Origin of the sequence: Trinickia violacea (genome assembly GCF_005280735.1) — a bacterium.
GTDB lineage: Bacteria > Pseudomonadota > Gammaproteobacteria > Burkholderiales > Burkholderiaceae > Trinickia_A > Trinickia_A violacea.
In genome coordinates this window covers 2,438,718-2,451,477 of sequence record NZ_CP040077.1, presented here as the reverse complement: position 1 = coordinate 2,451,477, position 12,760 = coordinate 2,438,718, and the positions used below count along the sequence as shown (strand labels likewise).

The window sequence follows — 12,760 nt, the reverse complement described above, 5'->3', positions numbered from 1 at the left end:
CATCCGTGCGCCAATGAAAACGGCGATGCACAATGCATCGCCGTTTCTTTTTCTGCGTACCGCGCCGGGATGTCTGCTTCGCTTCCCGGCGCACCCGCAACGCCTGTTAGATATTGAGGCGCGAGACCTTCGTGCCTTGCAGCGACAGGTCGCCCATCAGGCCCGCGTTCGTCAGCACGAACACTTCGACCGGCGAGGTGGCGGTGTTCGTGTCGATCGCGCCGTTCGCGCCCATCTTCACGAGCGCGACCGAGGCGTCGCCGCCGGCCGACCAGCCGTCCGTGTTGCGGAATTTGTCGAGCGAATCCTGCGTCATGAACAGGAACACGATCGCCTTCGACTGCGCGCCGGCCTGCAAGCCGAGCGAACCGGTGGCCGTGCTGTAGTAGCCGACGGTGCTGCCGCCCACGCGCAGCGCGCCTTCACCATATTGACCGCCGACGATCAGGCCGGCCTGGATGACCGACGGGAACACGAGCACGCCGCGGGCCTTGCCGACGAGCTCACGCGAACCGGGCACCGTCGCATAGAGACGCGACATCGTGGCATCCACGCTCGCGTTGATCGACTGGCGCTTGGAAGCGTTGGTCGCGCTGTTATCGGGCGTGTTCGGCGTGGTCGTGCAGCCGGCCAGCGCGAGGCTGCCCACTACGAGGGCCGTTGCTGCCTTGAGCATCAATTTGCGTTTTTGCATCGTTTTCTCCGTCGTGAATCTTCAGGAAAAACCTCATCAAATGAGAGGTTTGTACGAAGCGTTATAGCACAGAGACAAGTTTTCGAATCCCGATTTCATCTCAAAAAGCCTTGCTGGACGGGACTTGCAGCGGATCGATAGTTCGTTTCGGTAATTCGGACCGGTTCGCAAAACCTCCCATTTCGCGCAATATTTGTGCGTCCGGGGTTCTCGGAAGGCGGCGCTTCGCGTGCCTGATGAGCAAGCAGACGCCATGCCCAGCGCGAGTTGGCTGAATGAGCGGCTTAATGATTCACCGGACTCTTAACAGCGGGCGGCCGGCGCAAGGCGCGGCGGATGCCCGCGATCACCAGGCCGACTGCAAAAATGAACGCTGCCGGCACCACCCAATAACCGACGAACGCGTGCCAGAGATAGCTCGCGAGCGTGCTTTTTCTGACCGCGTATAAGTTGATGGCTTCCTGTTGCCGCGGGGCATTGGCGGCCAGGACGTCGGCCGGGCAGCCGGCCGAGCGCGCCTCGTCCGGCTTGCCGTGACAGCGGGCCGGGGCGCCTGCGGCGCGTTGGGCGTCGGTGAAGGTCCAGGTCGTGAGCGCGTTGTTGAGGTCGACCGTGTTATAGGCCATCTCGTCCTGTATCTCACGTACCGCGACGATCATCACCGGCACCAACCAAAAGACGATGACGATCAGCCACCGCCTGAACCAGCGGTTTTGTCTCCATGCCATTCCAGCCTCCGCAATGCATCACGCATCAACGATGAGACGGCGGCCCGATGGCGCATAGTCGTATTAGGGGTGCGGGCCGTCTTCGCAGCCATCATAGAAGAAAATGCGACATATCGCCGCATCACGAATCGCGGGCGCGGCGACGGCAGAACGATGCAGGGCAGGAGCGGCCGCAGCCGCACGGCGGCGCGGCTGCGTTCAGGCCGGACCGGGCCAAGCCCGGCGAGTGCGGAAACGGCTCGTGCTTAGCCCTTGTTGCTCAGGCAATCCTTCATGAATGCCTTGCGGTCGTCGCCTTTCTTATCGCCGGCTTGCTTGTTGCACATCGTCATCTTCTCTTGCTGCGTCATCGGCTTCGCGCTGGCGGTCGAGTTCTTCGACAGGCAGTCCTTCATGAACGCCTTGCGGTCATCGCCTTTCTTGTCGCCGGCCTGCTGGTTGCACATCGTCATTTTCGATTGCTGGCTGTTTTGCGCGAAAGCGGGCGAGGCGAGCGTAGCGCCGGCGAGAACGGCGGCAAACGCGGACAGGGCGATAGCGGATCGGATCTTCATTCGACACTCCAAACGGGTGATTAGCGTTATTGGCGACGCGACCGCGCACAGGCTTGCGTTCCGGTCGCAAACGGCTCGAGCGGGCTGAGCGCCGTCGCATTATGGCAAAGCTATCCCAATAAAAGCCAGAAATGACAAATCGAAAAGGCCGCGCGTAAATTCTTCAAATTGGCCGGTAATTCACGTGTTGAAAGACGCTCGGATCGACATGCGGCACGCATACTGATTGCCTGAGCGGTATCGCTGCCGCGATTAGGCTGCGGATCAACGGCGATTCGAACGGAACGGGTCTTGCGTGCATCCACAGGCATCCCGGGCGCGCGTCACCGGGGCGCCGCATGGCGGTCGACGGCGAGGCGTGACGGGAGCATTCCATCCAAATGGACACATGGAGTTTGCGATGCGGGTTCCTCAGTCGGAGCAATACAAAGGCTTTGCGATCGCGGTCCAAGCCCTGCGCCGCGCCAAGGAAAGCGACGAAGTGCCCGATGGGCCGCGGCGCTTCGATATCGTCGTCACCATTTCGCGTCAATTGAGCGGCGAGCATGGGAAGTCCGAAATGTTCGGCGTGCCCGAGCATGATCCCTTCGACAGTCAAATCGAAGCGCACGAGACCGGCGTGCAGTACGCGCGCGACATCATCGACGGCAAGGTGGACGGCCAGTCGGTCGAGGGGCTGTAGCCGCGCGGTACGCGGCGCCCGCGCTCCGTTTTCTCGCTTTTTGTAGCAGAAACCCCAAACTTCGCGCTCTATCCTTGCGCGCGTCGCAATAACGGTACAGCATAGGCGGTCCCGAGCACATCAAAAAACGGCTCGTCCCGAGCCCATAAACCAAGGAGATTTGCATGGATCACCGCATTCGTCGCCGCGTGCTGACCGCCGCCGTCGTGCTGGCCGCCAGCGCGGCGATGCCGTTTTCCGCCGTCGCTCAGACCGCAAAGAAGCCGAAAGTCGCACTCGTGATGAAGTCGCTCGCCAACGAGTTCTTCCTGACCATGGAAACCGGCGCGAAGGATTATCAGAAGCACAACGCCGACAAGTTCGACTTGATCACCAACGGCATCAAGAACGAGACCGATACGGCTGCCCAGATCCAGCTCGTCGAGCAGATGATCGTCTCGAAGGTCGACGCGATCGTGCTCGCGCCCGCCGATTCGAAGGCGCTCGTGCCGGTCGTGAAGAAGGCCGTCGATGCCGGGATCATCGTCGTCAACATCGACAACCGGCTCGACCCCGACGTGCTGAAGTCGAAGGACCTGAACGTGCCGTTCGTCGGGCCGGATAACCGCAAGGGCGCGGAGAAGGTCGGCGACTACCTCGCGAAGAAGCTGAAGGCGGGCGATGAAGTCGGCATCGTCGAAGGCGTGTCGACGACCACCAACGCGCAGCAGCGCACGGCCGGCTTCAAGGATGCGATGCAGAAGGTGGGCGCGAAGATCGATTCGGTGCAGTCGGGCGAATGGGAGATCGACAAGGGCAACGCGGTCGCCTCCGCGATGCTGAACGAGTATCCGAACCTGAAGGCGCTGCTGTGCGGCAACGACAATATGGCGATCGGCGCTGTCTCGGCGGTGCGCGCGGCCGGCAAGCAGGGCAAGGTGTACGTGGTCGGCTACGACGACATCGACGCGATCAAGCCGATGCTCAAGGATGGCCGCGTGCTCGCGACCGCCAACCAGTATGCGGCGAAGCAGGCCGTGTTCGGCATCGACACCGCGCTCAAGGGGCTTGCCGAGCACAAGAAGCAAGCGGATCTGTCGAGCGTCGTAGAGACGCCGGTCGATCTCGTCACCAAGTGACGCCGACGGCCGGCGGGTGCCTCGAAGGGGCGCCCTGCCGGCTCGACGGACGAGGCGGGTCCACGCCGGACCGGCCTGTCTTGGCGAGTCCTGCAGCTAGCCGGCGCGGAGTCCCGGGCGCTCCGGCTAATTCAACAAATGCTCAAGAAAGATGCGGCATTGCCGTTATCTTCAAGATAGCCTTCATGGCGACCGCCGATTCGCGATGGATTCGACCCACGACGAAATGACCGCAGTGCTGTCCGTGACCGGCATCGGCAAGACCTATGCCGAGCCGGTGCTGGCCGACGTCGCGCTCGACCTGTTCGCGGGCGAAGTGCTGGCGTTGACGGGCGAGAACGGCGCGGGCAAGAGCACGCTGTCGAAGATCATCGGCGGGCTCACCGAGCCGACCACGGGCGCGATGCGGCTCGCGGGCGAGCCGTATGCGCCGGCGAGCCGCACGGCCGCCGAGACGCTCGGCGTGCGCATGGTCATGCAGGAGCTGAATCTGCTGCCGACCCTCTCGGTGGCCGAGAACCTGTTTCTCAATCACCTGCCCCGAACGGGCCCGAAAGCGCTCGGCTGGATCGACCGGCGGCAGCTGCGCGAAGACGCGCGCGTTGCGATGGCGCAGGTCGGGCTCGACGCGATCGATCCCGACACGCTCGTCGGCGAGCTCGGCATCGGCCATCAGCAGATGGTCGAGATCGCGCGCAACCTGATCGGCGATTGCCGCGTGCTGATCCTCGACGAGCCCACGGCGATGCTGACCGCGCGCGAAGTCGATTTGCTGTTCGAGCAGATCGAGCGGCTCAAGGAGCGCGGCGTGGCGCTCGTCTACATCTCGCATCGCCTGGAGGAGCTCGCGCGCATCGCCGATCGCGTCGCCGTGCTGCGCGACGGCCGCCTCGTTTTCACGGACCGCATGGCGAACGTGACGAGCGAGCGCATCGTCACGCTGATGGTCGGGCGTGAGATCGGCGAGCGGATCGATCTCGGCGAACGCAAGATCGGCGCGCCGCTGTTGAAAGTCGACAAGCTCGGCCGCGGCCAGGTGGTGCGCGACGTCTCGTTCGACGTGCGCGAGGGCGAAATCTTCGGCGTGAGCGGGCTGATCGGCGCGGGGCGCACGGAGCTGATGCGCATGATTTACGGCGCCGATCTCGCGGATCGAGGAACGGTGTCGATCGGCCGGCCGCTTGCGCCGGTGGATATCGCGTCGCCGGCCGATGCCGTGAAGCATGGCATCGCGCTCATCACCGAGGATCGCAAGGGCGAAGGATTGCTGCTGCCGCAGCCGATCGCCGCGAACATCTCGCTCGGCAATCTGCGTGGCGTGGCCAAGCGCGGGGTCGTCGATGCGCGCCGCGAAACGGCGCTCGCGCAGACCCAGATCGATGCGCTGCACGTGCGCGCGGCGGGGCCGGCGCAGCCGGTCGGCGAGCTGTCGGGCGGGAACCAGCAGAAGGTCGTGATCGGCCGCTGGCTCGCGCGCGCGACCACGGTCCTGCTATTCGACGAGCCGACGCGCGGCATCGACGTCGGCGCGAAGTTCGACATCTACGGTCTCATGGGCACGCTCGCGCGCGAAGGCCGCGCGCTCGTCGTCGTGTCGAGCGATTTGCGCGAGCTGATGCTGATCTGCGACCGGATCGGCGTGATGTCGGCAGGAAGGATGACGGGCATTTTCACGCGGGAAAACTGGACGCAGGACGCGTTGCTGGCCGCCGCATTCGCGGGCTACAGCGGACGCGACGCGCTGCTGCACCCGCACGACACGCAACATGCAGGGAGTCTGTCATGACCGACCAACCGGCGCCGAAGAGCGGCGCAAACGGTGGGGCAAGCGTAGCGGGCGCGGCCGCCGAAAGCGGCGGCGCCGAGCGTACCGCGCCGGCCGGCACGCGGCTGGGGTTCTCGAACTATCTGGGGCTCGCGGGCGCGCTCTTGGCGATGATCGCGCTGTTCTCGGTGCTGAGCTCGCACTTTCTGACCTACGACACCTTCAGCACGATCGCCAATCAAATTCCCGACCTCGTCGTGATGTCGGTCGGCATGACCTTCGTGCTGATCATCGCGGGGATCGACTTGTCGGTGGGCTCGGTGCTCGCGCTCGGCGCGTCGGTCGTGAGCGTCGCCGCGCTGAAATGGGGTTGGGGGCCGTTTCCGTCGGCATTGCTCGGCCTCGCGGCCGCCGCGCTGACCGGCACAGTGACGGGCGCGGTGACCGTCGGCTGGCGGATTCCGTCGTTCATCGTGTCGCTCGGGGTGCTCGAGGCGGCGCGCGGGCTCGCCTACCAGATGACCAACTCGCGCACGGCCTATATCGGCGACGCGTTCGACTTCCTCTCGAACCCGATCGCGCTCGGCATCTCGCCGGCGTTCCTGATCGCCGTGGTCGTGATGATCGTCGCGCAGCTCGTGTTGACGCGCACGGTGTTCGGCCGGTATCTGGTCGGCATCGGCACCAACGAGGAAGCGGTGCGCCTGGCCGGCGTCAATCCGCGTCCGTACAAGGTCGTCGTGTTCGCGCTGATGGGCGCGCTGTCGGGCTTGGCCGCCTTGTTCCAGATCTCGCGGCTCGAAGCCGCCGACCCGAACGCCGGCGTCGGCTCCGAGCTGCAGGTGATCGCGGCCGTGGTGATCGGCGGCACGAGCCTGATGGGCGGGCGCGGGTCGGTCATCAGCACGTTCTTTGGCGTGCTGATCATCTCGGTGCTGGCCGCGGGGCTCGCGCAGATCGGCGCGAACGAGCCGACCAAGCGGATCATCACGGGCGCGGTGATCGTGGTCGCCGTAGTGCTCGACACGTACCGAAGCCGGCGCAAGCGTAAGTGACACGACAAACATTGTAAAGAATCGACATCGGGCATCATCAGACGGTTCAGCCATTCGAATAATCTGCCGATATAGCGGAATGGAAATACGGGGCATTCCACGGCGCGGCCGCCAAACATGCAGTCATAAGGCCGCGCAACGGCGCAAGCAGAGCGTAATGAGGCAGGTGTAGAAGGTGATGGGCGGCCACTAGCGTTCAGGGCCCGCCTGCCGGCAAGAAAAACAAGCGAGAGAGAAACGGGTTATGGCGACGATCAAGGATGTGGCGGCCGTGGCTGGCGTATCGTTCACCACGGTGTCGCATGTGGTGAACAACTCGCGGCCGGTGTCGGCCGACGTGCGCGCGAAAGTCGAGCGGGCGATCAGCCAGCTCAACTACGTGCCGTCGGCGGTTGCGCGTTCGCTGAAGGCGCGCGCGACGGCCACGATCGGCCTGGTCGTGCCGAACAGCACGAATCCTTACTTCGCCGAACTCGCGCGAGGCATCGAGGATGGTTGCGCGCGCAAGGGTTACTGCGTGTTTTTCTGCAATTCCGACGACGACCCCGCCAAGCAGCGCAGCTACCTGCGCGTGCTGCAGGAGAAGCGCATTGACGGGCTGATCATCGCGTCCGCCGGCGACGACGCCGTGCTCGCGGAGAGCCTGGCCGACGCGCGCGAGCCGCTCGTGATCGTCGATCGCAACATCGAAGGGCTCGCGGCCGATCTCGTGCAGATCGACCATGAAAAGGGCGCCTATCTCGCCACCAAGCATTTGCTGGAACTCGGCCACGCCAAAATCGGCTGCATCACAGGACCGGTTTCAACGGCCGTGAGCGCGATGCGCGTGCACGGCTTCATCCGCGCGATGGCCGAGCGCGGCATCGAGATCGCGCCGGGCGCGATCGTCGAAAGCGACTTTTCCGGCGCGGGCGGCCATCTGGCGGCGGGCCAGCTGTTCGATACCGTGCGCCCGACCGCGATCTTCGCGTGCAACGACATGATGGGTATCGGCGCGCTGCGCGCGGCCGCCGAACGCGGCATTCTCGTGCCGCAGGACTGCTCGATCATCGGCTTCGACGATATCGAGTTCAGCGCGTACACCTATCCGGCGCTGTCGACGGTGGGGCAGTCCGTGCGAGCGCTCGGCGAGACGGCCGCTCAGACGCTGATCGAGCGCATCACGAGCGACTCCGGCGGGCCGACTCGCCGCCGCGTGGTCTCGCCGCGTCTCGTGCTGCGTGAATCGACCACCGCCTATGTGGAGCCGGGGCGCATCGAGCTCTGCGCTTAGCAGGGCGCACCTGGCGGGGCGTTCGCAAAATCGGGCTTTGTAAAAGTTATAAGCCTGTGACACGCCCATTCTTCATACGGTAAAAAGTGCTTCAAGTCCACTGCGTTCGCGCCGTAAACGTGGCTAGAGCGCGGCGTCTAATCGCGCCTATTCGCCAGGCGTCATGCGCGCGCCCGCACGACTCCGATTCCCCATCGATGCGTTAAAGGACTTCGCAACACCATGAAGAGCATTTCGATCAAAGCACGCATCGGTTTGACGATGGCGTTCCTTTCCGCGCCGCTGCTGGCGCTCGGGGTATTGGGCCTGTTCGGCATGGGCCGCGCGAACGACGCCTACCGCGACACCTATACGAACCAGATGCCGAGCGCCGTCAACATCGGCAACGCGGAAGTCTACGCGGCGCGCGAGCGCCTGGCGCTCGACCGCGCCGCGTTCCAGGCCGGCACGCCGGACGCGGCCGCCACCCTCGAGCGCGCGAAGCTCATGCGCACGAATTCGGACATGTGGTGGAAGAAATACCTCGATCTGCCGCGCGACGCCAACGAGGACAAGCTCGCGCAGGACGTATCGGCCAAGCGCGACGCCCTGCATCAGCTGCTCGACTCCGAAGCGCCCGTCATCCAGGCGAACGATCACGACAAGTTCATCGATTTCGCGAACCGCATCCAGGTGGCCTACAACGACCTCGCAAACGCCGACGACGCGCTGCGCCAGCTGCAGTTCTCGCAGGCCGACCAGGGCTACCGGGACGCGCAATCGGCGTTCGGGACGTTTCGCCTCGTGACGATCGCCTTCCTGATCGCGGGGCTGGGCGCGGCGCTGCTGTCGTATACGACGCTGCGCGGCGCGATCGCGCGCCCGCTCGACGAAGCGCTCGGCCACTTCGATGCGATCGCCGCGGGCGACCTGCGCCGGCAAATCGTCGCGCGCTCGCACGACGAAATGGGGCTCTTGATCGAAGGGCTCGGCAAGATGCAAAAGAGCCTGACCGACACGGTGCGCTCGGTGCGCTCGGGCAGCGAATCGATTGCGTCGGCGACCAAGCAGATCGCGGCGGGCAACGTCGATCTGTCGTCGCGCACTGAAGAGCAGGCGTCCGCGCTGCAGGAAACCGCGTCCAGCATGGACCAGCTGACCGGCACGGTGCGTCAGAACGCCGAGAACGCGCGGCAGGCGAGCGCGCTGGCGGCGAACGCATCGGAGATCGCCAACAAGGGCAATGCGGTGGTCGGGCAGGTCGTCGGCACGATGGGCGACATCAACCAAAGCTCGGCCAAGATCGCCGACATCATCGCGATCATTGAAGGCATCGCGTTCCAGACCAATATCCTTGCGCTGAACGCGGCGGTCGAGGCCGCCCGCGCGGGCGAAGACGGGCGCGGCTTTGCGGTCGTCGCGGGCGAGGTGCGCAGCTTGGCGCAGCGTTCGTCGGCGGCGGCCAAGGAAATCAAGGAGCTGATCGATACGTCGGTCGAGCGCGTGCGTACGGGGTCGGCGCTCGTCGACGAGGCGGGGCGCACGATGGAAGAGATCATCGGCGCGGTGCAGCGCGTGACCGACATCATGGGCGAAATCGCCGCCGCGTCCGAGGAGCAGAGCACGGGTATCGACCAAGTGGCGCGCGCGGTCACGCAAATGGACGAAGTGACGCAGCAGAACGCGGCGTTGGTCGAGGAAGCGGCGGCCGCGGCGCAATCGCTCGAAGACCAGGCGAGCAAGCTGCGCTCGACGGTGGCCGTGTTCCGGCTCGACGACGGCTATGCGGCGCCTGCTGTGGCGGCATCGCCGGCTCGTGCCGTGTCGCGCGCCAAGCCCGCCGCGCGTGTGACGGCGGCGGCGCCGGCACCGGCGCTGTCCGCGGCTCGTGCGGCAGCAGCCTCCGCGCCGAAGGCTGAGCCGGCTCCCATGCTCGCCTCGGCGCCGGCGAAAGGCCCTGCGCGCGCCGCCCACAAGCCGGCCGCGCCCGCGTCTCAGCCCGCACGGGCCGCAGCAGTTGCAGCAGGCGGTTCCGACAACGACTGGGAGACGTTCTAAGCGCCCAGGGCGGCAACCTGGGCGCAGGGGACGTAGCCGTCTTACGTCCCCGTTAAAATGCGCGCAGCGCCATCGTGCCGCTGCGCCAACCGACCTGCCCGGGGATGCCTGCCTATGCTGCTGCGCACCGAAGCCCGCCGTTCTTCCTTCCGGATCACCCGGATCACCCGGATCGCCGGTATCGGCGTCGCGGCCATTCTGCTGATCCTCATCGTCTGCGCAGCGGGAATCTGGCTTTTCCTGCGCGCAAGCCTTCCCCAGCTTGACGGAACCCGCGCCGAAGCGGGCCTTTCCGAGCCCGTCACGATCTCGCGCGATGCGCAGGGCGTCGTGACGATTCGCGGCGCCACCCGTGCCGACGTCGCGTTCGCCACCGGTTTCGCCCAGGCGCAGGACCGCTTCTTTCAGATGGATCTGCTGCGCCGCGTCGCGGCAGGAGAGCTGGCCGCGCTGATCGGCGGCGACGCGCTCGCGATCGACGAGCAGAACCGGCTGAACCGCTTTCGGTCCCGAGCCGAGATAGCGGTCGCGGCGCTGCCGGCCGACGAGCGCGCCTTGCTTGGCCGCTATACGGCCGGCGTCAACGCCGGCCTCGCATCGCTCTCCGCGCGCCCGTTCGAATACGCGATGCTGCGCGCGGCGCCGCAGCCGTGGCGGCCCGCCGATACGCTGCTCGTCGTCTACGCGATGTACCTCGACCTCCAAGCGGGCGAAGTGCCGCACATCCTCGCGCGCGCGGCGCTCCGCGATGCGATGCCGCCTGACCTGTTCGCGTTCCTGACGCCTTCCGGCAGCCGCTGGGACGCACCGCTCGACGGCCAGCCGACCGTTGCGGGACCGCCGGTCATTCCCGCGACCCGCCCCGATTGGCTCGACGACAAGTCGCCAACGGCCACGACCGCGCACGCCGAGGCTTTCATTCCGCCCTCGGCGGCCATCGGCAGCAACAACTGGGCCGTCGATGCCGCACATGGCGTGGGAGGGCGAGCGTTGGTCGCGAATGACATGCATCTCGGCTTGCGCCTGCCGAACATCTGGTACCGGCTGACGCTGTATTTCCCCGACGAGACGGACCCAACCCGGGGCCGCACCCGGCGCCTTTCCGGCGTGAGCTTGCCGGGCACGCCGCTCGTCGTGGCGGGCAGCAACGGCGACGTGGCGTGGGGGTTCACGAACAGCTACGGACATTTCATCGACTTGGTGGAGATCGAACGCGATCCGGCCGATCCATTGCGCTATCGCGGGCCGGGCGGCGAATGGGAACGCGCGGACGAGCATGTCGAAACGATCGCCGTCAAGGGCGCGCCCTCCGTGCAACTCCCGGTGCGCGAGACGCGCTGGGGGCCGATGCTCGAGGTTGACGCGGACAAGGGGAGTACGACCCGCGGTCACGCGGCGCGCACATACGCGGTGCGCTGGGCCGCGTATCTGCCCGGCGCGGTCAATGTGAATCTGATCCGAATGGAACAGGCGCGTGACGTCAGGCAAGCATTGGCGGCCGGACAGGAGAGCGGCATCCCGACGCAGAACCTCGTCGTCGCCGATCGCGGTGGCCATATCGCCTGGACGCTCGCGGGGCCCTTGCCGGACGCGATGTTCGACTCGCAAGGCTTACCGGTTCCGGCCGGCGCCACATCGGCGGCGTCGCGGTTCGAGCGCTTGCCTGCCGCGAACACTCCGCACGTGATCGATCCACCGCAAGGCCGTTTGTGGACCGCGAACAATACCCAGCTCGGCGACGTGCACGAACAGCACAAGATCGGCGACAGCGGCGCCGACATGGGTGCGCGCGCCACGCAGATCCGCGACGATCTGTTCGCCCGCGAGCGTTTCGACGAACGCGATCTGCTCGCGATTCAGCTCGACGACCGTGCGCTATGGGTGCGTTATTGGCGCGAGCTCGCGCTCGATACGCTCGATGAAGACGCGTTGCGCGATCATCCGCAGCGTGCGGCGTTCAAGCGTATCGTGAGCGCTTGGAACGGACGCGCCGATAGCGATGCGGCCGGCTATACGCTCGTGCGCGATTTCTATCAATCGTTCTACGAGGCATGGTTCGGCCCGCTCGATGCGCGCATGCAGCAACGCTGGCCGAAATCGTCGCAGGCGAAAGGCGTCATGCCGTGGCTTTCCTCGCCGACTGCCGGACGTGCATCGTCGCGCTTGGAGCCGGTCATGGAAGCGCTTGCCCAACAGCATGCATGGGTGCCGTCGCGCGATACGAATTGGCGCGCGTTCGTTCTCGATCGCATCGACGCGACGATCGCCCGCAATGTGCGCCATCACGCCACGCTCGACGATGCGAGCTGGGGCGAGCGCAATCGCCTCGCGCTCTATCACCCGTTCGCGCGGCTGCTGCCGGAATCGGTCCGCGGATGGCTCGGCGCGCCGGCCGATCCGATGCCGGGCGACATCGACATGCCGCGCGTTCAGCACCCGTCGTTCGGCGCATCCGAGCGCTTCGCGGTGTCGCCTGGTCACGAGGAAGACGGCATTCTCGAGATGCCGGGCGGTGCATCGGGACATCCGCTGTCGCCATATTTTTTGGCCGGCCACCGCGCATGGGAGCGCGGGGAGCCGAGCCCGTTCTTGCCGGGACCCGATGTCCATCGGCTCACGCTCACGCCGCTTCGATGAGCGTGCAATCGAGTGGAAGGTTCCTTCGAGCTTGACTCGGCGTAGCGCCGACAAACCGTGAAAAAGAGGTGTCGATCGATGCTGCAGCGACGGAAAGCGACGCTCGCGCATGCACCATTTCAGCATCGCGACAGCACGCAGAAAAAAACTGTAACCAATCGACAAACCGTGTAATCGGAAACGGCGTGTCGCGCGTATAAGGTAGGAAGGAGGCAGG

10 protein-coding genes are annotated in these 12,760 nt (G+C 65.7%); 7 read left to right on the top strand and 3 right to left on the bottom strand.

The window, feature by feature from the left end; genetic code table 11:
- Nucleotides 1-106: 106 nt before the first annotated feature.
- From FAZ95_RS11115 to FAZ95_RS11105, 3 genes are all read right to left on the bottom strand, one after another.
- A complete protein-coding gene (locus tag FAZ95_RS11115) occupies nt 107-694 on the bottom strand; it encodes a BPSL1445 family SYLF domain-containing lipoprotein (protein ID WP_137332501.1) in 588 nt (195 codons plus the stop codon).
- 284 nt (nt 695-978) lie between these two features.
- Nucleotides 979-1,422 carry a hypothetical protein gene (locus tag FAZ95_RS11110; protein ID WP_137332500.1) on the bottom strand — a complete coding sequence of 148 codons (444 nt, stop codon included), beginning with the start codon at nt 1,420-1,422 and terminating at the stop codon, nt 979-981.
- A gap of 245 nt (nt 1,423-1,667) precedes the next feature.
- Nucleotides 1,668-1,976, bottom strand: a complete 309-nt coding sequence (locus FAZ95_RS11105; protein WP_137332499.1) for a PsiF family protein — start codon at nt 1,974-1,976, stop codon at nt 1,668-1,670.
- Nucleotides 1,977-2,376: 400 nt separating this feature from the next.
- On the opposite strand from FAZ95_RS11105, the gene FAZ95_RS11100 reads away from it, so the two are divergent.
- The 7 genes from FAZ95_RS11100 to FAZ95_RS11070 all read left to right on the top strand — a co-directional run bounded on the left by FAZ95_RS11100 (nt 2,377) and on the right by FAZ95_RS11070 (nt 12,543).
- Nucleotides 2,377-2,658: a hypothetical protein gene (locus FAZ95_RS11100; protein WP_137332498.1), complete on the top strand. Its 282-nt coding sequence runs from the start codon at nt 2,377-2,379 to the stop codon at nt 2,656-2,658.
- A 164-nt stretch (nt 2,659-2,822) separates the two neighbouring features.
- Nucleotides 2,823-3,776, top strand: a complete 954-nt coding sequence (locus FAZ95_RS11095) for a sugar ABC transporter substrate-binding protein (protein ID WP_137332497.1) — start codon at nt 2,823-2,825, stop codon at nt 3,774-3,776.
- A gap of 205 nt (nt 3,777-3,981) precedes the next feature.
- Nucleotides 3,982-5,562 carry a sugar ABC transporter ATP-binding protein gene (locus tag FAZ95_RS11090; protein WP_137332496.1) on the top strand — a complete coding sequence of 527 codons (1,581 nt, stop codon included), beginning with the start codon at nt 3,982-3,984 and terminating at the stop codon, nt 5,560-5,562.
- A complete protein-coding gene (locus FAZ95_RS11085; protein ID WP_137332495.1) occupies nt 5,559-6,596 on the top strand; it encodes an ABC transporter permease in 1,038 nt (345 codons plus the stop codon). The genes FAZ95_RS11090 and FAZ95_RS11085 overlap by 4 nt, the downstream gene beginning before the upstream one ends.
- 244 nt (nt 6,597-6,840) lie before the next feature.
- On the top strand, nt 6,841-7,869 hold the full coding sequence (locus FAZ95_RS11080; protein WP_137332494.1) for a LacI family DNA-binding transcriptional regulator: 1,029 nt from the start codon (nt 6,841-6,843) through the stop codon (nt 7,867-7,869).
- A gap of 222 nt (nt 7,870-8,091) precedes the next feature.
- Nucleotides 8,092-9,906 (top strand): methyl-accepting chemotaxis protein, encoded by a 1,815-nt coding sequence (locus tag FAZ95_RS11075; protein ID WP_137332493.1) that lies wholly within the window; start codon nt 8,092-8,094, stop codon nt 9,904-9,906.
- Nucleotides 9,907-10,020: 114 nt separating this feature from the next.
- Complete coding sequence (locus FAZ95_RS11070; RefSeq protein WP_137332492.1) at nt 10,021-12,543, top strand: penicillin acylase family protein; 2,523 nt, start codon at nt 10,021-10,023, stop codon at nt 12,541-12,543.
- The last annotated feature ends 217 nt before the right edge of the window (nt 12,544-12,760 follow it).

Excerpts from the sequence above, each read along its gene's own strand:
- FAZ95_RS11085 (WP_137332495.1), top strand. The coding sequence starts at position 5,559 with ATGACCGACCAACCGGCGCCGAAGAGCGGCGCAAACGGTGGGGCAAGC.
- FAZ95_RS11100 (WP_137332498.1), top strand. The coding sequence starts at position 2,377 with ATGCGGGTTCCTCAGTCGGAGCAATACAAAGGCTTTGCGATCGCGGTC.
- FAZ95_RS11105 (WP_137332499.1), bottom strand. The coding sequence starts at position 1,976 with ATGAAGATCCGATCCGCTATCGCCCTGTCCGCGTTTGCCGCCGTTCTC.
- FAZ95_RS11080 (WP_137332494.1), top strand. The coding sequence starts at position 6,841 with ATGGCGACGATCAAGGATGTGGCGGCCGTGGCTGGCGTATCGTTCACC.
- FAZ95_RS11095 (WP_137332497.1), top strand. The coding sequence starts at position 2,823 with ATGGATCACCGCATTCGTCGCCGCGTGCTGACCGCCGCCGTCGTGCTG.
- FAZ95_RS11075 (WP_137332493.1), top strand. The coding sequence starts at position 8,092 with ATGAAGAGCATTTCGATCAAAGCACGCATCGGTTTGACGATGGCGTTC.
- FAZ95_RS11090 (WP_137332496.1), top strand. The coding sequence starts at position 3,982 with ATGGATTCGACCCACGACGAAATGACCGCAGTGCTGTCCGTGACCGGC.
- FAZ95_RS11110 (WP_137332500.1), bottom strand. The coding sequence starts at position 1,422 with ATGGCATGGAGACAAAACCGCTGGTTCAGGCGGTGGCTGATCGTCATC.
- FAZ95_RS11115 (WP_137332501.1), bottom strand. The coding sequence starts at position 694 with ATGCAAAAACGCAAATTGATGCTCAAGGCAGCAACGGCCCTCGTAGTG.
- FAZ95_RS11070 (WP_137332492.1), top strand. The coding sequence starts at position 10,021 with ATGCTGCTGCGCACCGAAGCCCGCCGTTCTTCCTTCCGGATCACCCGG.